Origin of the sequence: Shewanella xiamenensis, from assembly GCF_014647135.1 — a bacterium.
Classification (GTDB): Bacteria; Pseudomonadota; Gammaproteobacteria; order Enterobacterales; family Shewanellaceae; genus Shewanella; species Shewanella xiamenensis.
In genome coordinates this window covers 136,995-153,931 of record NZ_BMOP01000008.1, presented here as the reverse complement: position 1 = coordinate 153,931, position 16,937 = coordinate 136,995, and the positions used below count along the sequence as shown (strand labels likewise).

The 16,937-nt window shown below is 48.5% G+C and carries 16 protein-coding genes; 5 read left to right on the top strand and 11 right to left on the bottom strand.

Features of this window, described 5'->3' with window-relative positions; all coding sequences use genetic code 11:
• Window positions 1-233: 233 nt before the first annotated feature.
• Entirely contained in the window at window positions 234-1,304 is a 1,071-nt protein-coding gene (locus tag IEY09_RS09775; protein WP_188870868.1) for a glycosyltransferase, read from the bottom strand.
• Window positions 1,305-1,580: 276 nt separating this feature from the next.
• Between IEY09_RS09775 and coaD the strand changes: the two genes are divergently transcribed.
• Window positions 1,581-2,072, top strand: coding sequence for a pantetheine-phosphate adenylyltransferase (gene coaD / locus IEY09_RS09770; RefSeq protein ID WP_037428322.1), 492 nt, complete (start codon window positions 1,581-1,583; stop codon window positions 2,070-2,072).
• A gap of 66 nt (window positions 2,073-2,138) precedes the next feature.
• Complete coding sequence (locus IEY09_RS09765; protein WP_188870866.1) at window positions 2,139-3,611, top strand: capsule assembly Wzi family protein; 1,473 nt, start codon at window positions 2,139-2,141, stop codon at window positions 3,609-3,611.
• A 64-nt stretch (window positions 3,612-3,675) separates the two neighbouring features.
• Here the strand turns inward: IEY09_RS09765 and mutM are convergent, their stop codons facing one another.
• The 8 genes from mutM to IEY09_RS09725 form a co-directional block, all read right to left on the bottom strand.
• Window positions 3,676-4,491, bottom strand: coding sequence for a bifunctional DNA-formamidopyrimidine glycosylase/DNA-(apurinic or apyrimidinic site) lyase (mutM, locus tag IEY09_RS09760; protein WP_188870865.1), 816 nt, complete (start codon window positions 4,489-4,491; stop codon window positions 3,676-3,678).
• Window positions 4,492-4,515: 24 nt separating this feature from the next.
• Window positions 4,516-4,971: a hypothetical protein gene (locus tag IEY09_RS09755; protein ID WP_188870864.1), complete on the bottom strand. Its 456-nt coding sequence runs from the start codon at window positions 4,969-4,971 to the stop codon at window positions 4,516-4,518.
• Between the two features lie 81 nt (window positions 4,972-5,052).
• A complete protein-coding gene (gene moaA, locus IEY09_RS09750) occupies window positions 5,053-6,036 on the bottom strand; it encodes a GTP 3',8-cyclase MoaA (protein ID WP_099457200.1) in 984 nt (327 codons plus the stop codon).
• 16 nt (window positions 6,037-6,052) lie between these two features.
• Window positions 6,053-7,852: a bifunctional molybdopterin-guanine dinucleotide biosynthesis adaptor protein MobB/molybdopterin molybdotransferase MoeA gene (locus tag IEY09_RS09745; protein WP_188870863.1), complete on the bottom strand. Its 1,800-nt coding sequence runs from the start codon at window positions 7,850-7,852 to the stop codon at window positions 6,053-6,055.
• A gap of 29 nt (window positions 7,853-7,881) precedes the next feature.
• Entirely contained in the window at window positions 7,882-8,475 is a 594-nt protein-coding gene (gene mobA, locus IEY09_RS09740; RefSeq protein WP_188870862.1) for a molybdenum cofactor guanylyltransferase MobA, read from the bottom strand.
• On the bottom strand, window positions 8,459-9,166 hold the full coding sequence (locus tag IEY09_RS09735) for an energy-coupling factor ABC transporter ATP-binding protein (RefSeq protein ID WP_037428334.1): 708 nt from the start codon (window positions 9,164-9,166) through the stop codon (window positions 8,459-8,461). The genes mobA and IEY09_RS09735 overlap by 17 nt, the downstream gene beginning before the upstream one ends.
• A gap of 3 nt (window positions 9,167-9,169) precedes the next feature.
• On the bottom strand, window positions 9,170-9,877 hold the full coding sequence (locus IEY09_RS09730) for an ABC transporter permease (RefSeq protein ID WP_037428336.1): 708 nt from the start codon (window positions 9,875-9,877) through the stop codon (window positions 9,170-9,172).
• A complete protein-coding gene (locus tag IEY09_RS09725) occupies window positions 9,874-10,698 on the bottom strand; it encodes an ABC transporter substrate-binding protein (protein ID WP_037423998.1) in 825 nt (274 codons plus the stop codon). Before IEY09_RS09725 ends, IEY09_RS09730 begins: the two co-directional genes overlap by 4 nt.
• A 284-nt stretch (window positions 10,699-10,982) precedes the next feature.
• On the opposite strand from IEY09_RS09725, the gene IEY09_RS09720 reads away from it, so the two are divergent.
• Together IEY09_RS09720 and IEY09_RS09715 are read left to right on the top strand one after the other, a co-directional pair.
• A complete protein-coding gene (locus tag IEY09_RS09720) occupies window positions 10,983-12,365 on the top strand; it encodes a sigma-54-dependent transcriptional regulator (RefSeq protein ID WP_037423995.1) in 1,383 nt (460 codons plus the stop codon).
• Window positions 12,366-14,495, top strand: a complete 2,130-nt coding sequence (locus tag IEY09_RS09715; protein WP_144346367.1) for a sensor histidine kinase — start codon at window positions 12,366-12,368, stop codon at window positions 14,493-14,495.
• A gap of 256 nt (window positions 14,496-14,751) precedes the next feature.
• Here the strand turns inward: IEY09_RS09715 and IEY09_RS09710 are convergent, their stop codons facing one another.
• Complete coding sequence (locus IEY09_RS09710) at window positions 14,752-15,219, bottom strand: GNAT family N-acetyltransferase (RefSeq protein ID WP_037423988.1); 468 nt, start codon at window positions 15,217-15,219, stop codon at window positions 14,752-14,754.
• Window positions 15,220-15,317: 98 nt separating this feature from the next.
• A complete protein-coding gene (locus tag IEY09_RS09705; protein WP_037423985.1) occupies window positions 15,318-15,977 on the bottom strand; it encodes a 7-cyano-7-deazaguanine/7-aminomethyl-7-deazaguanine transporter in 660 nt (219 codons plus the stop codon).
• Window positions 15,978-16,205: 228 nt separating this feature from the next.
• Here IEY09_RS09705 and IEY09_RS09700 point away from each other — a divergent pair, with 228 nt between their 5' ends.
• Window positions 16,206-16,931: a transporter substrate-binding domain-containing protein gene (locus tag IEY09_RS09700; protein ID WP_055648180.1), complete on the top strand. Its 726-nt coding sequence runs from the start codon at window positions 16,206-16,208 to the stop codon at window positions 16,929-16,931.
• Window positions 16,932-16,937 lie beyond the last annotated feature (6 nt).

Genomic DNA, 16,937 nt, shown 5'->3' with positions numbered 1-16,937 from the left:
TCAATTAAATAATTATTTTATTAATACAGAACGGAGTTTTATATAGCTAGGTTTTTTAAATGTGTTTAATTTGTATAAGTTTAATAAAAGCATTAGGGTGATTAATTGAATTAAAAACATAATTGATACAATTGTTGTATAAATATTGAATGCGCACCCATTTTGTATCAGTTTGTTGCAATTTTAATTAAAACGCCAATATAAGAAATGGCGTTCTAATTAAAAATGGTAATTTATTGCGCTAAGTTAATATATTGAGCGGCAATATATTGGCTATCTACTGCCTTTAATATGTCTAGATTGTCTAAAGCAGGTGGTGAGGCTAAGCACTCTAGTGCCTTTTGTGCCAACAGCGCGGGTTGGCGAACCGGGACGAGATATTGTGCTAAATGCCCTGTGAGAATTTCATTGGGCCCGTGTGGACAATCAGTACTGACGACAGGTGTGCCACAGGCTAAAGACTCAATCACTACGGTCGGTAAGCCTTCAAAATCTGAGCTGAGTAACATCAACTCGGCTTTGGCAATCCAGGCGTAGGGATTGTGTTGAAACCCTGGCGTGATGATTCTCTGTTCGACACCGTATTTCTTGGCGAGTTTGCGTGCCTTTTTGGGGCGGTTACACAGCAGGACAAGCTTAGGGGCCGTTGGCATATCCCTAAGTGCCTTAAACAAAATGTCGTGGCGCTTTTGCCGTGTCACACGGCCGACATGGATCATATAAGGTTCGCTTGGGATCTCGGCAATTTCTTCCTGAGTCTTCTTACGGATTTCTTCCAATCTAAAGGGATTATAGATGGTCTGAACGCTTTGTGGCTTCAGCCAAGAAGTGGCTCTGAGCTCAGCGGCGATACCATTGGAAACCGTGATGATTTTTTTACCAATCAGTGCCTTGGCCTTTTTCCAGCGACGCCAGAAATGCACTGGACCACGCTTTAATTCCATCAAGAGTTCTTGCTTAAGGGCGCAGTGGCAAAAGTAATAGCAGGGATCGAAATCGCAGCCGGAAACAACGACATCGCAGTCGGTGGAGTTACTTAAAAATAGCGAGAACTTACCCGATTGTTCCGCTTCGGCCACCTTAGCCTTCAGGCGTTGTCTTTGTTCCTGTAGGCTTGGCTTTTGGCCGGCGTCATACAGGTAATGAATCGTCACATTTTCTGGCGGCATAAAATCCCCCTCTTTATGGAACACAAAGAGGTGAACATCTTGCCCTGCTTCCTGCAGCACTTCGGCCTGGGATAAGGCGATTTTGACTGTGCCGTTCGAGAAAAAGTTATGGCAAAAAATGGCGATTTTTTTCATATAAGTGCTCTGATTACGTGGACTTAATCGGTTGTGGTGTGGTTTCAATCCATCGAGGTTGGACGAAAAGCCGCTGCCTACTTAAGCCAATATATAGCGAGTCGGCATTATATCAGTTCATGCCTTTACATGGGCTTAATCCGAGGAATTCTTGCCAGTATTTCAATTTTTAACGGGATTTTCAGCGGTTTTTATCGGGATGATTCACTCAAGTGGCTAAAACGAGTAGACTGGCGGCAATGATTTTAGGGTATCTATCTGAGTTGAGTCAGCAAAGTGCATACAAGAGCGATTTATCCTGGGACCTTCGATCCCATTACCAATGGTCATGCCGATTTGATTGAGCGTGCGGCTAAGTTGTTTAAGCATGTGATTATTGGCATTGCGGCCAATCCATCTAAGCAGCCAAGGTTTACCCTTGAGGAGCGCGTTGAGTTAGTAAACCGCGTTACGGCCCATTTGGATAATGTGGAGGTGGTTGGGTTTTCGGGCCTGCTGGTGGATTTTGCCAAGGAACAGCGTGCGAGCGTGCTGGTGCGTGGTTTGCGTGCGGTTTCCGACTTTGAGTATGAATTCCAATTGGCCAACATGAATCGCAGATTAAGCCCAGATCTTGAGAGCGTATTTTTAACACCGGCCGAAGAAAACTCCTTTATTTCTTCCACCTTAGTGAAGGAAGTCGCGCTGCATGGCGGCGATGTGAGCCAATTTGTACACCCTGAGGTGGCAAGCGCGTTGACCGACAAGCTTAACCTTGCAAAAGCCTGATTAGGCTGAGTATTTCCATAAAACCTTTGAGGCATCAGGCCTCGCGATGATAATGAAAAGGATGTTATGAAGGCTTTTTTGACCCCCACTATCCTCGCTGCTAGCGTTGCATCTGGTTTATTGTTTTCTGCTTCCGTTGCTGCCGCCCCTTGGGTGGATGCCTCGGACATTTATTTAAGGGCCGATATTCAAGCACTGGCCGATGCGGGCGTGATCCGTGTGCCAGTGAATACCTTTCCCTTGATGTGGTCGGGGATTGGTGGCGACTTAGCAAAAGTCGAACCCGAGCTATTGTCTCCCCGATTAGTGCAAGCCTTTGCCCGAGTTAACTTTTACTATCAAAATGCCGTCGATAATCGTGGTAATGCTAGGGTTAAACTCTCGGGCGCGACCGACCCTGCTCGCTTCCAGCATTATGGATCCGACTATCGTGAAAAGGGTGAGGCTAAAGCCTCCTACGAATACTTAGGCTCACGTGTGGCCTATAAAACCACAGTTGCCGAGACGTACGACCCGCAAGATAACAAAAACTTCCGTCTCGATGAGTCTTACTTCGCGGTGATCATGGGTAACTGGATTGCGACTCTAGGCACGGTTGAGCAATGGTGGGGGCCGGGATTTGACTCGGCATTGCATCGCTCTAACAATGCACGCCCTATGCAGTCACTGTCGCTCAGCCGTAATAATGCTGCCGCCTTCGAAACGCCATGGTTATCTTGGATTGGTCCTTGGACCTTCAAGACCGGTTTTAGCATGGCTGAAAAAGAGCGTGCCGTGCCTAAAACGGCGGAATGGGATATGCGCTTTACCGCCAAACCCCTTCAGCAGTTAGAAATAGGCCTGTCTTGGTCGACACTGTTTTGTGGCGAAGGGCAGAATTGCGACTTCGATTCCTGGTGGGACTCGGTGGCAAGCAATGCTGTTTGTATCGACGGTTCAGATTCTTGCCTTGCCGATCAACGCCGTGACGCTGGTCATAGAACCCAGAGCATCGATTTACGTTATGCCGATACTTGGCAGGATATCCCTGTGGGTTTGTACCTTGAGCATAGCTGTGAAAACGGCAGCGATTGCGGCTCACTTTGGGGGATAGATACCCATTTCGGCACGTCGGGTAAGCAGTTCAAGCTATTTATGGAATACTCGGACACCTTTGTCGAGTGTGATGGCAAGCCTAACTGCTTCTATGAAGATCCTGTCTACCTGAGTGGGACGCGTTACTACGGCAGAGCCTTAGGCTCGACCTATGATAGCGATGCTCAAGTCTTTGTGTTTGGTTTGGTTGGTCAGTTCCATAACAGCCGCGGTTTTACCTCGCTACTGCGTTATGCCAAGTTGAATAAAGACGGCACCCATGTGGCTACCACATGGGCGCCACAGCCACCGAAGGAAGACTTACTGATGCTGGAACTTTCCTATCGTATGCCGGTGTGGAAGGGCATGTGGAGTTTGGGGGGCACAGTCTCGAGATCGGAATTTGATGTACAAGAAAACGATACTAATGCGACTTTCTTTAGCAGTTTTGAATATCGTTTTTAATTATGGTAATCGATTGAAATAAATATAAAAATGCCTGCAATAGCAGGCATTTTTATCGGCGAGATTAACGCGTCTGGCAGATGCCGCAAAACACTGTGGTGCGCTGACCAAGGCGGATTTCGCTGAGTAGATTGCCGCATTGCGTACAGGTTTCGCCGCCGCGGCCGTAAACATGCAGCTTTTGGGCGAAATAGCCGGGTTTACCCTCGGCATTGGTGAAGTCCTTAAGCGTGGTGCCGCCCTGCTTGATGGCGTGTGCGAGGATTTGTTTCACTTCAGCAACCAGTACCATTAAGCGTTCAATATCTATCTTGCCTGCCTCCGCCTCGGGGTGTATCCCTGCGGCAAACAGTGCTTCGTTGGCGTAAATATTTCCCACACCCACCACAATATGATTATCCATCAGGCAGAGTTTGATGGCCTTTTTCTTGCCCGCCAGTGCGGCAGCTAACTGATTGACATTAAAGGCATCGGTCAGAGGTTCTGGCCCGAGTTTTTCCAGCAGCGGATGGGCTTCCTCTGGCAATTGGCACCATAACCAAGCGCCGAAGCGTCTTGGGTCGTTAAAGCGCAGAATGCGGCCATTGGCGAGAACGAGATCGATATGGTCATGCTTCTCCACTGGCGTGTCGTGGGGCAGGATCCTTAGGCTGCCCGACATTCCCAAGTGCACTATGCTGGTGCCGGCATCGGTATCGATGAGCAGATACTTAGCACGACGGCGCACTTGGCGTATGGTTTGGCCGATGATCTGTTTGGCAAGTTCGGGAACGGGCCAACGCAGTGAGGCGTTCCGCACAACGAGGTCAACCACGGTTTGATCGACTAAGTAAGGGGTTATCCCCTGACGGGTGACTTCGACTTCTGGTAATTCCGGCATGATTGGTTTCTTTTATTCAATAGATTAACGTGCAGGTTTCGCATCGAGGATTGGCTGTAAACCCGTCCTTAAGCTCGGTGGCACTAAGTACCAGTTGCCAGCGGGCGACTTGAGCACACCGTCCTCGGGGAAATAAATCCAACGTTGCGATTGGCGGATCTCGGCAATTTGGATCACCAGTTCCTGCGGCTTGCCCGTGGGTTGTGGTGCCTCGCTCAGGGGCGAGACCCTTAAACCTTGCCAAGCCTTTGCCCATTGCTCACAGTTGAGTACTTGTGGATCGCACTCCCAGCTTGAAGTTTGTTTGTGCAGCCAAATACCATCCAACTGCAACTGAGCCAGCGGGGCATTATCATCAAATAGCCGTTGCGCATCACTGGGCACATTTTGGGTTTTCTTATCCATAAACGTGAGCACGGCAATGATAAACACGCAGGCAAGAATAATGATGTTATTCCACTGTTTACGAGTAAGCGCCATAGGAAGAGTGACACAAAAAATAGGACTAATGCCATGAGTGTATCACGGCAAAATTGAGATGCTAGCCCTGAGGTGAGGAGGTTAACCGCCGGTGGCGTTCATAAAACGCAGAATTTGTACTTCGTTATTATCGAATACATGCTGCTGAGGTTTGCGCTTAATGCCTTGGAGAATGGCGGTTTTTAGTCGTTCAATATCGCCGGGGAACTCTCTTATAATGCTTTTTAAATCAACGGAGTGCTCATTACCCAGACAGAGCAATAGCTGCCCCTCTACGGTCACGCGCACCCGATTACATTCGTGGCAAAAGTTGTGGCTATGGGGTGAGATAAAGCCGATGTGAATTGGACTATCGACCATCTTGTAGTAACGCGCGGGTCCGCCTGTGCGTTTATTGGAGAGTTGTAGTGGATAATGCTCGCTAATCATGGCCTTAACTTCATCACTGCTGCAATGGCGCATGCGTTTGCGTTCATCCATTTCACCCAGCGGCATTTCTTCAATAAAGGCGATATCGAGCTTGCGGTCGCGGCAAAAGTTAACCAGATCGATGACTTCATGATCGTTTTGCTGTTTGAGGATCACGGCATTGATTTTTATGCGCGTAAAACCTGCGGCAATGGCCGCATCAATGCCTTCGATAACGCGTGCTAATTTGCCGTTGCGTGTCAGTTGGGTAAATAGTTCGGGGTTAAGGGTATCTAAGCTGATATTTAAACGCTTAAGACCCGCATCAAACATAGGTTTGGCAAACTTACTGAGCCTAGAACCGTTGGTGGTCATCGATAAATCTTTGAGCCCTGGGAGCTTGCCAAGTAAGTGCACCAGTTGATCGCAATCGCTACGCACTAGCGGCTCGCCGCCGGTGAGGCGAATTTTGGTCACCCCCAGTTCAGTAAAGGCTTGGGCAATCCAAGCCAACTCTTCGAGGTGCAGTACATGGTCCTTGGGCAAGAAGCAGGGATCTTCGGTCATGCAGTAGACACAACGGAAGTCGCAGCGATCTGTCACTGAGAGTCGTAAATATTCGACCTGACGGCCAAAGGCATCTACAAGTTGGCTCATAGGGACTCAGTGGCTCTTATAGAAGATCGGCAAAAGGTTGAATAAACACGGTTTCACCCGCATTCACCACCTCAGCATCATCTCCAATGATGATAAGGCAATTGCCTTTGACCATAGAGCTGAGCATGCCCGAACCTTGGTTACCTGTGCTGGTCACGTGCAGCCTGCCATCATTACCGAGGCGATAAATGCCGCGGATAAACTCAGTGCGGCCCGTGCGGCTTCGCAGGGTTTCATCGGTAATCGCTGGGAATAATGGCGCCTGCCAGTGAGTTTCACCAGCGAGTTTACGCAGCGCAGGTTGCACAAATTGTAGGAACGACACCATCACCGCCACCGGATTGCCGGGCAAGCCGAAGAACAAGCTATCGCCGACCTTACCAAAGGCGAGTGGGCGACCGGGACGCATATTGATCCGCCAGAAGTCGATATTGCCAAGGCGTGCCAGCACGGCCTTGATGTAGTCGGCATCGCCAACGGAAACCCCGCCAGAGCTAATCACCACATCGGCCTGCGCCGCAGCCTTGGTTAAGGTGGCTTCGAGAGCGCTTTCGGAGTCTTCGATAATACCTAAGTCAATGACGTCACAACCTAAACGTTTTGCCATCGCTTTGATTGTGTAACGGTTTGAGTCATAAATACAGTTTGGATTCAGTGCTTCGCCGGGTTGGCTGACTTCATCACCGGTTGAGAACACGGCTACTGTTGGACGGCGATAAACTGTCACACGGTCAAGGCCGAGGGAGGCTAATAATCCTTGCTCGGCGGCGCTTAGGCGTGTGGCTTGGGTGAGGGCGACTTGGCCTTTGCCTATGTCTTCACCCGCAAGGCGAACGTGCTGGCCCTGTTGAATGCGGCCTTCAAAACTGACCTTGGCATTGGCCTCGTTAGCCAGTTCTCTAGGTTGTACTGTGTCGGCACCTGCTGGTACGGGGGCCCCGGTCATAATGCGCACGGTTTCACCCGCTTTGAGTGTGCCCGAATATTGATGTCCGGCGAGGACCTCACCGACTAAGGTGAAGCTTGCAGGCAGCGGATCTTGATAGGCGAAGGCATAACCATCCATCGCCGAGTTGGTTTGCTGCGGTACATTCACGGGCGAAATGCTGTCGCGGGCCAGCACGCGATTATCTAAATCGTCTAAGCCTATGTCTTCCACCTCAGTGACAGGCGTGACATGGGATAAAATCTGCGCTAACCCTTGGCTCACGCTCAGGTTTTTATCGCTGCCCAAGGTGCAGGCATCGACAGTTGCAATAGGTAATGCTGGGTTAGGGGCTTGCCAGCTATTGGCGTATTCCATCACAAAGTCAGCAATTTGCGCGACATTGTTAAGGTCGAGTCTTCTGAGCTCGCTCGGTAGCTCGGTGTCATCACAGCAAGCGATGGCGAGAATATTGTCGTCTTGGGTATAGATAAACGGCTTGCCGTGGGCGGCGCGGTGCAGCTCAATTTTCGGTAGCGTGAGTTTTTTAAAGCCTTCGACTAAGACGATATCGACTTTATCGGCTTCAATTTGTTTGAGTAGGTGGACTAGCTCAGGGTCACCATCGCGGGCATCTTCGGTCATCAGCGCCCAACGCACATGGGAGGCGACTAACATTTGCCGTGCGCCAGCTTTGCGCATCTCGTAGCTGTCTTTACCGGGAATATCGACATCGAAATTGTGGTGAGCATGTTTGATCACCGCCAGACGCAGGCCGCGCTGATTTAATTCGGGGATCAATTGCTTGAGTAGGGTGGTTTTCCCCGTGCCGCTATAGGCACAAAATCCGAGAACGGGAATAGATAGCGGATTGACGAAGGGAGTACTCATTTGCACCTCTAATCTGGGAAATTGAAGCCTTAGCTTTGGTTTATCTCTGCTGCCAGTCGTTGTTTTTGTTCTGGCGTGTTCACATTGACGAAGGCATTGGGTTGATCGGCAAAGGCCGCCACCGCAAAGCGATGTTTGGCATACCAAAAATCAATTTTACGCTCACCCGCTTCGAGAAAGGCGGTCATCGACTCGCGCAGGCTCGGCTTTAGTAACATCACCACCGGCTGCTCACGTTCCCCATCGCTGGCCACGGCAAGTTCAGCACCGTTTGCCTCAATGGCGGTTAATAAGCGGGCGACTAAATCCCGCGGGAGTAGCGGACAATCGCAGGGCACCACGAGCAGATAGTCTGCTTGGGTGTGACCCATAGCGGTGATCATGCCCGCCAAGGGGCCGAGAAACCCAGTATGCTCATCACTCAACACCGTAAAACCGAACTCAGCATAGCGTGTTTGGTTACGATTTGCGTTGATCAGGATCTCCTTAACCTGAGGTTTTATCCGTTCGATAGTGTGTTCTATCATGGCCTTGCCGTTTAGCTCGACGAGGCCTTTATCGTCCCCGCCCATACGGCGTGCCATACCACCGGCAAGAATAACCGCATCAATTTGCAACGACATATAAAGATCCCTGTGTGGAGTTTGTGTGCGTTTGCTGATGGGAGGTTATCACCTGTTGGTCAGCAATGTGCCACTGCTGCTCGCAAATGGCGGTGAGCGCACAGTTTTGGTGGCTGCTTAGCAGCATTCCCGTCCCTTGCTGTTTGAGCTGTTGGATCATTTGCAGCACTAAGGCTTGGGAGTCCTTATCCATATTGGAGGTCGGCTCATCGAGCATCAGTAACTTTGGCTGCAATATCCAAGCGCGGGCGATAGCGAGGCGTTGTCTTTCGCCGCCGGATAAATTGCTGGCTCTGGCTTGCAATAGCGAGCCTAGTTGAGCCATCTCAATTGCTTGACCAATTCTACGTTTGGCTTCGGTTTTTGAGGCAGCAAAAGGTAAACCGTAAGTCAGATTGTAATTGACTGTGCCATCGAATAGATAGGGGTGCTGGTGGAGATAAATGGCCTTTCCAAGCAAAGGGTTACGTTTCCACCATCCATCTTTTTTAAAGCCGCTCAACTCAATGTTACCCTGAGATGGCGTCTGTAGACCCGCGAGGATCTTCATTAGGGTCGACTTGCCCGAGCCGTTGTCACCCTGCAAATAAATAACGTTCCCTTGGCATAACTCGAGGCTATGGGCTTTGAATAATAAGCGCGGGCCAAAGGACATTTCCAAGTCACGGGCAATCAGTTTGGCTTGGGTCATAAGTTAATGGCTCCTTGGCGTTTCTTTGCCGCGTAAACTACCTAAGGCAAAGTTTAGGATCAAGGCCAAGATTAGCAGCACTAATCCGAGGGCGATAGCTTGGGCGAAATCACCTTTACTGGTTTCCAGTGCGATAGCCGTCGGGATATTACGTGTTACGTTTAAAATGTTTCCGCCCACCATCATCGAACAGCCGACTTCGGTGAGAATACGGCTAAAGGCTGCGACAATCGCCAGTAATAATGGCATACGTAGCTCGCGACATACTGTCCAGACGGCGCTTATCCAAGAGGCGCCTAAGGTGCGTGAGGTTTCCCATGCGCGGCGATCGACACTAGTGAAGGCCGCTTGGCTCATGGCGATCATCACGGGGGCGCAAATCAGCATTTGGCCGAGGATCATCCCCTCTTGAGTAAACAACCACTTTAAATCCCCAAGCGGGCCGTTGCGGGTCAAGATGAGGTACACCAGAAGGCCGATCACTACGGTGGGAATCGATTGCAGTGTCTGCACTAAGTTGGTGACAAACCACTTTCCAGGGAAATAGGCAAACGCCAACACAAAACCGAGCACCATCGACGGGACTAAGGTAATGAGAAGTGCCGCGAACGAAACCGAAAACGAGACAGAAATGATGGACCAAACGTCGGGGTCCAATGAAAACAGCAGGCTTAACGCCTGCTGTAACAGTGCTAGCCAGCCTTCGTTCATTCGCTATAGGTTGCCTTGAACAGTTGCTCGCCTTCAACTTTGAAGTTGTTGATCATGCTTTGACCTTCTTTGCTGATCAGCCAGTCACTGAAGGCTTTTGCGCCTTTGTGGTTCAGATCTGGGTATTTCGCTGGGTTGATCAGAATCACTTGGTATGGGTTCGCTAGGGTTTTTCCACCATCAAAATCCACACCTAAGTCCAACTTCGTTTTGTACGCTACGAAAGTACCACGGTCAGATAGAGTGTAACCTTGTAATTCGTTTGCCATCAGCAGGGTTTTACCCATGCCTTGACCGACTGAAGTGTAACCTTTGAAGTCAGGAGTCACGCCCGCGGCTTTCCATACTTCTAGCTCTTTGATGTGAGTGCCAGAGTTGTCACCACGAGATAAGAAAGGTAAGCCAGATTTGGCGATTTTAGCGAAGGCTTCTTCAGCGGTTTTGCTTTCACGCAGTTTGGCAGGGTCGTTTTTAGGGCCTAATACGACGAAATCGTTTTCCATAATGCCACGTGGCTCAACACCAAAACCATCGGCAACAAATTTTGCTTCAGCGCTTGGTGCGTGGGTCATCACTAAATCTACATCGCCTTGCTCACCTAGTTTCAGTGCTTTACCTGTACCAGTGGCGATAACTTGTACTTTATAGCCTGTTGCACTTTCAAACTTAGGCAGTAATTCTTGTAACAGACCAGAGTTTTCAGTACTGGTCGTGGTGGCTAACTTAATCACTTCAGCCGATTGAGCGGGTAACACTGTGAGCATACTGGCTGCAACAACTAAGCCTAGTAAAGATTTCATGTGGGATTTCACGTTTAGCATGGATACTCCTTGGCGAAAAATAGGGGTCCGACTCAATTGCCTACTGAGTGGGAGATTCCGTAAATTGTAATGCGTTCGATGGAAAGCAAATAGGATGCCAAACCAATAATGGTGCATTTACCTTCACAGCATGATCTAAATTGTGAGCTCGATCCCAGGCTCAGCAAATAGTTTACAGACAAATTGTCCCAGCGCATGCTTCTGATGGTTCATAGTGACCTATTCGTCTAGTTTCAATGCTAGAATTGGTCGCAATTGAGTCAAAATGTCCAGACGTGAGCACTATGAGCCAGATAGATAATAACCTCAAGCCCCTTCCTTCCGCTGTTTCAGTCCTGATCGTCGATGACGAGCCGGGGATGCGTAGCTTTTTGAATAAGGCACTCTCGAAGAAATTCGCCTTAGTCGAAACGGCGGGCAGTATTGAAGATGCTGAGCAGTTACGTAGCCGCTGCCATTTCGACTTGCTGATTGTCGATATCCGCTTACCCGGTCGCTCGGGTATCGAGTGGCACGAAGCCTTAGACGAGCAAGGTCGACGTTCCGATGTAATCTTTATGACCGGCTATGCGGATTTAGAGGTGGCGATTAAAGCGCTGCGAGCAGGTGCCTCAGATTTCATTATGAAGCCATTCCATCTTGAGCAGATGATGTCGGCGGTTGACCGTTGTATTGAGCGCCGTTTACTGCGCCGTGAAAACTTAATGCTACGCCGCGAAGTCTCTATCGGCTATTCCTCTACCATCATAGGGAGTAGCGACGCCATGAAGTCGGTAAAGCAAGTGATTGAGCGCGTGGCACCGACCAATGCCGTGGTGTTAATTCAAGGCGAATCGGGCACAGGTAAAGAGTTAGTCGCGCGGCAATTACATTTACTCAGCGGCCGCCAAGGGCCCTTCGTGCCTGTTAACTGTGGCTCGATAGCCCCAGAACTGCTTGAGAGTGAACTCTTTGGTCATACGGCTGGCGCGTTTACTGGTGCTAAAGGTAACCGTGAAGGCCTATTTAGTTTTGCCTCCGGCGGTACGATTTTCCTCGATGAAATTGGCGAGATGCCGCTCAAAATGCAAACAGCGTTGTTAAGGGTGCTGGAGCAGAAGGCGATTCGCCCCGTGGGCAGTGAGAAGGAAGTCAATATTGATGTCCGGGTGATTGCGGCAACTAACCGTACTCTGATGGATGAAGTCGAAGCGGGGAACTTCCGTCGCGATCTTTATTATCGACTGAATGTGCTGGATATTTTTATTCCTCCGCTGCGTGAGCGTCCGGAAGATGTGGTCGAATTGACCCACCATTTTACCCGCCAATTGGCTGCTGAATTAGGCGTGCGTGAAGTGGTGTGGAGTCATGAAGACATGGTAAAGCTGCAACAACATGAATGGCCGGGTAATATCCGCGAACTGCGTAATATGATTGAGCGCTGTATTCTGCTCGGCAAACCGCCAGCGGAGTACTGGAAGCAGCAGGTTAAAACCGAGTCTTCGGCTTTGCAGGGTTATCCTTTAGATTGGCCATTAAAAGATGTGGAAAAACACCATGTGACGAGTGTGGTCGATCTGCATTCTGGCAATAAATCTGCGGCTGCTCGGGACTTAGGGGTTTCCCGCAAGACCTTAGATCGCAAATATAAAGAGTGGTTTGACGTTAGCGACGAGCAGGAGTTTTAAGTGTCTTTTTTTACTCACTTTTTTGGAGTTAGTTGGCAGCAAATGCAGGCTAAAGTGCGTTATCGCATTTTGATCCTCACATTGCTGCCGATTTTGCTCACTTTGGTGAGTTTAGTGTTTATCACGATCTACTGGAATATCAGCTATACAGGTAAGCAACTGTTTATGAAGGTCAAAGCCGATTTGGCTGTGGCTGAAAATACCCTGCAACAGGTGCAAGTTCGCCAAGAAAAACAGCTAGAAAGAGTGATGACCTCATGGACATTCCAGAATGATTTTAGGCCGATCCTCAGTGGTGCATTAGATCATAGGACGAGCATAGATAGTTTTCTTGATGAGCAAAAGCAGCAACTCGATTTAGACTTTTTGCGGCTGGTCAGTGTCGCTGAAGCGGCGGCTGATCCTGACTTACGACAGATTTTACCGAAAATGGGTGGAATGTTGCCTTATTCGGGACTGATGGTGTTATCTCGTGAACGTTTGGCGCGGATTGACCCTGATTTAGCGCAAAGAGCGAGTATTCCACTGTTAGCGACCTTGCGGGCACAAAGTCCCAATAAGCAAGTTGAGGACCGTGGTTTGCTCAGCCGTAGCTTGTTGCCGATCCCCGATACTGAAGGCAAAGTGGCATGGTATCTCGACGGCGGGGTGTTATTTAACCGCGACACCCGCATCGTTGATCATATCCGCGATCTTGTCTACGACAAGGGCACCTTGCCCGAACGTTCAATTGGTACTGTGACGATTTTTCTCGATAATATTCGGGTATCGACTAACGTTCCTTTGCATTTTTTTCCACAGCCGAATGAATCCCAAGGGCGTGCGCTGGGGAGTTTGGTCTCGGAGGAAGTGCGAGAAAAAGTGTTAAATCACGGAGAGTTATGGGTCGATAGGGCGTTTGTGTACAATGATTGGTTTATTTCTGCCTATGCGCCGTTAGAAGATGTCCGTGGACAACGAATTGGGATGATTTACACCGGTTTTTCGGAGTCACCTTTTATTCATAACTACCTGCTTAATATCATTGAGTTAGGTACCATTCTGATGTTAGTGCTGCTTATTTCAGGTTTGCTGGTTTACCGCGGTGCCTACAGTTTATTGCAGCCGATTGAGCGGATTCACCATGTGGTGCAAGCCGTGCAGTCTGGGCGCAATGTGCGTATTGGTGCCTTGGGGTTAGATAGGGATAACGAGTTGTCGAATCTTGCCGAGCAGTTCGACCGTATGCTCGACCTATTGCAGCGGCGCAACGCGCAAATTCAGGCCGCTGCCGAACAGCTCGAAATGAAGGTCGAAGAGCGCACTCGTAGCCTGCAAGATAAGACCTTAGAGCTACAGCGTAACGTCGCTTTACTCAATGAGACACGCCAGCAGTTAGTGACTAATGAAAAGTTGACCGCTCTAGGAGAGTTAACCGCTGGTATTGCACACGAAATCAATAATCCGACCGCTGTTATCCTCGGCAATATGGAGTTACTGCGCTATGAGCTGGGTGATAATGCCGACGTCGTAAAAGAAGAAATTGATCTAGTTATTCAGCAGGTTGGTCGTATAAGCACTATTATCCGTAGCCTGCTGCAATATAGTCGCCCGGGAGAGTTTAACGCTCCCTTAGAGATGCACCCTATCACGCCGATCATTGAGGAAATGCTGGTATTAGTGCGGCATTCAATTCAAAAGCAAGAAGTTGTGCTGATAACGGAACTGAACGCCAGTTGCCCTGTTCAGGTCAATCGCCCGCAGTTACTGCAAGTACTGATTAACCTTGTGGTGAACGCAGCCCATGCGATGGATGGTAAGGGACGCATTTGGGTTCGCACTTATGATTGGGTGCAGCAAGATATGCCGATTGGCGTCAAAATCGAGGTTGAAGACGAAGGGTCTGGGATTGAGCCTGAGCAATTGGGGCGGATTTTTGATCCTTTCTATACCACGCGTAAAGATGGCACTGGTCTTGGGCTGTCGCTCAGCTACGGTATTATTAAGCGCATCGGTGGCACCATAGAGGTGAGCTCTGTATTAGGTAAAGGCTCAATCTTCACCATTGGCTTGTATCACGAGGCTAAGGAAGATCAACAAAACAACCTTTACGATGGCTTACATTTTTCTGGACATAATGGTGAAATCTAAAATTCTGCGCGAGTTAAGTATAAGGTTCAAAGAGCTTTATTGAATAACAAGCAAAAAAAAGCCGGATGATGAATCCGGCCACAAAAGAGTGTGTGAGCAATGTCGTGCTTGCAAACTCAGGAGCACTTTAACAACGTCAGATTACCAGTCATCGGTGTTAAAGATGAGTTTTGGAACGCAAGTTAACGATAATCATTCTCAATTGTGTTTGCAAGCTATTTATTGCAAAAAATGCATATTTTTATCTATGGTATATTTATGCAGCCACAATAGACTTGCTTAAATGTAATTTATGGTTGATCAAACTCTGAGGATCGGCATTTAGCTCGGTAATTAAATATTGGTTTCTAATCAACAGATTGAGCATTGCAGGGAAACGATTCATGGTTTTAACCTGAATATGGTTATAGCCTTGGAGGCTGGCCCATTTCTCTTGGTATTCCAGTAGGCTTTGTGCTAATCCTAAACGTCTAAAGTCTGTCGCAACGCCACCTAACCAACTGTAAAAAATCCCTTTTTCCTGTTCGTATCCCAGCTTGAACCCCGCCAGTTCGCCTTCCACATAGGCTAGGAGAATCAAGCAAGTCTTGCCTGAAAGCCGTGCCGTTAAGGTGTCTGGCGTCAATGGACGGTCGAGCTCAGGTATTTGCTTACTTAGTTCGATGAGTTGTATGGCTAACTCGGGAGTCAGAGTTGTGATTGCTTTGATTTCAATTGAATACATAATTTTCTCTCACAAAAATCAGCCCCAATAGCGTATCAAACGCATTGGGGCCGAATAAAAACTGTTCAAATTATAACAGGTCTGGCCAGTTGAGTTAATCAGGAAAATGATTTTTGTGGGCTGGTTTGCAATATCTTGTCTTGTAACACTTTCAGTAGCACACCGTAGGCGGGCAAGAATAGCCCTAGGCTAACAAGCAATTTAAAGCTGTAATCGACAGTGGCAATTTCAGGCCAGTTGGCGGCCATAAAGCTGTCTGTTGAAGCATAAAAAGCGATGCTGAAGAACACTAAGGTATCGACTAAATTACCAACAATCGTCGATGCCGCAGGCGCGACCCACCATGAACGGCTTTGGCGCAGACGGGCGAATACAGTGATATCCATCAGCTGACCAATCAAATAAGCCGCAAAGCTGGCAAACGCAATACGAAACACAAAGGTGTTCCATTGGCTTAAGGAGTCCATCCCTTGGAAGCTACCCTGATGGAATACGACTCCCATAACATAGGAAATCATCAGTGCGGGCACCATGGCCTTGAGGATGATGCTTCGAGCGGGTGTTTGTCCAAAAATGCGCACCGTTAGATCGGTTGCAAGGTAAACAAAAGGAAAACTAAACGCGCCCCAAGTGGTGTGATAACCAAACAATTGAAACGGCAGTTGTACCAAGTAGTTGCTTAGGCAAATAATCAGTATGTGAAATCCCACTAATAGCAGGAGTGCGCGGCGAAGCTGCGCAGGGGTTAACATTAACATATGTGGCCTTTTTAGTTGTGTAGGGCGGGGTGAGGGAACCCGCTAAATCGTCTGCTGTTATTTTATCCCGTTCCAGCGTGCTGAAATCGGGCCGCCATTATAGTGACCATGTTTGAAGATGCAAGCTTACGGTTTATATTTCAAGCAATTTAGCCGCGAATACAGCGCAAACCTAAGGCATAGGGATCGAAATTGTCCTACACTTTTAAGAAATGTTAGGAGAAACCGATGAGATTATTTTTTGCCGCCTTGTGTGTTAGCTTATTGAGTTTCTGTGCTTTCGCGACTCCCAATAAGCCGGTCGTGGTGCATCTTGTCACAGCCTCTTGGGAAGGTTTTGCTAATCCTGATGAGACGGGTTACTACTTTGATCTCCTCAGGCGTGTCTTTCCATCACCGGAATGGCAGGTCGATGTGCAGTTTATGCCTTTTGCTCGTACCTTATATCTGATTGAAAGCGGACGGGTTGATATGGTTCTCAGCGTGTACAAAGGCGATGTGAAAAATAGCCTACTGAGTGAAAATGCCGTTGAGCTTGATTCAATTGATGCCGCAGTAACGCCTCAAATTGCAGCAACTTGGGCAGGGATGGAGAGTTTATCCCATAAGCGAGTCCAAGCCATGCTGGCTTATCGTTACAATATGCTGACCTCCATACCGATGTTTTACGAAGAAAGTAGCGACATGTTGAGTATGCTCAATAGTGTAAATGCGGGACGAATCGATGCCGTACTGGATTACAAAAAGAATATGGAGGCGCTCATTCCTAAACTGAGGGCACCACAAACGTTTGTGATTATCCAAGGCGTGTTAAATGCAGAAACTTTTTTTGCCTTTGCCAATACCGAAAAAGGACAAATGCTAAAGCAACATTTTGATATTGAACATAAAAAAATCATTGACTCCGGTGAGCAGGATAGGCTTTACACCGAGACCAAAGCAAAGGGGTTTTAATGTTTT

What these genes read in the sequence shown, in the direction of transcription:
- IEY09_RS09775 (WP_188870868.1), bottom strand. Translation starts at nt 1,304, where the DNA reads ATGAAAAAAATCGCCATTTTTTGCCATAACTTTTTCTCGAACGGCACA.
- IEY09_RS09765 (WP_188870866.1), top strand. Translation starts at nt 2,139, where the DNA reads ATGAAGGCTTTTTTGACCCCCACTATCCTCGCTGCTAGCGTTGCATCT.
- mutM (WP_188870865.1), bottom strand. Translation starts at nt 4,491, where the DNA reads ATGCCGGAATTACCAGAAGTCGAAGTCACCCGTCAGGGGATAACCCCT.
- IEY09_RS09755 (WP_188870864.1), bottom strand. Translation starts at nt 4,971, where the DNA reads ATGGCGCTTACTCGTAAACAGTGGAATAACATCATTATTCTTGCCTGC.
- moaA (WP_099457200.1), bottom strand. Translation starts at nt 6,036, where the DNA reads ATGAGCCAACTTGTAGATGCCTTTGGCCGTCAGGTCGAATATTTACGA.
- IEY09_RS09745 (WP_188870863.1), bottom strand. Translation starts at nt 7,852, where the DNA reads ATGAGTACTCCCTTCGTCAATCCGCTATCTATTCCCGTTCTCGGATTT.
- mobA (WP_188870862.1), bottom strand. Translation starts at nt 8,475, where the DNA reads ATGTCGTTGCAAATTGATGCGGTTATTCTTGCCGGTGGTATGGCACGC.
- IEY09_RS09735 (WP_037428334.1), bottom strand. Translation starts at nt 9,166, where the DNA reads ATGACCCAAGCCAAACTGATTGCCCGTGACTTGGAAATGTCCTTTGGC.
- IEY09_RS09730 (WP_037428336.1), bottom strand. Translation starts at nt 9,877, where the DNA reads ATGAACGAAGGCTGGCTAGCACTGTTACAGCAGGCGTTAAGCCTGCTG.
- IEY09_RS09725 (WP_037423998.1), bottom strand. Translation starts at nt 10,698, where the DNA reads ATGCTAAACGTGAAATCCCACATGAAATCTTTACTAGGCTTAGTTGTT.
- IEY09_RS09720 (WP_037423995.1), top strand. Translation starts at nt 10,983, where the DNA reads ATGAGCCAGATAGATAATAACCTCAAGCCCCTTCCTTCCGCTGTTTCA.
- IEY09_RS09710 (WP_037423988.1), bottom strand. Translation starts at nt 15,219, where the DNA reads ATGTATTCAATTGAAATCAAAGCAATCACAACTCTGACTCCCGAGTTA.
- IEY09_RS09705 (WP_037423985.1), bottom strand. Translation starts at nt 15,977, where the DNA reads ATGTTAATGTTAACCCCTGCGCAGCTTCGCCGCGCACTCCTGCTATTA.
- IEY09_RS09700 (WP_055648180.1), top strand. Translation starts at nt 16,206, where the DNA reads ATGAGATTATTTTTTGCCGCCTTGTGTGTTAGCTTATTGAGTTTCTGT.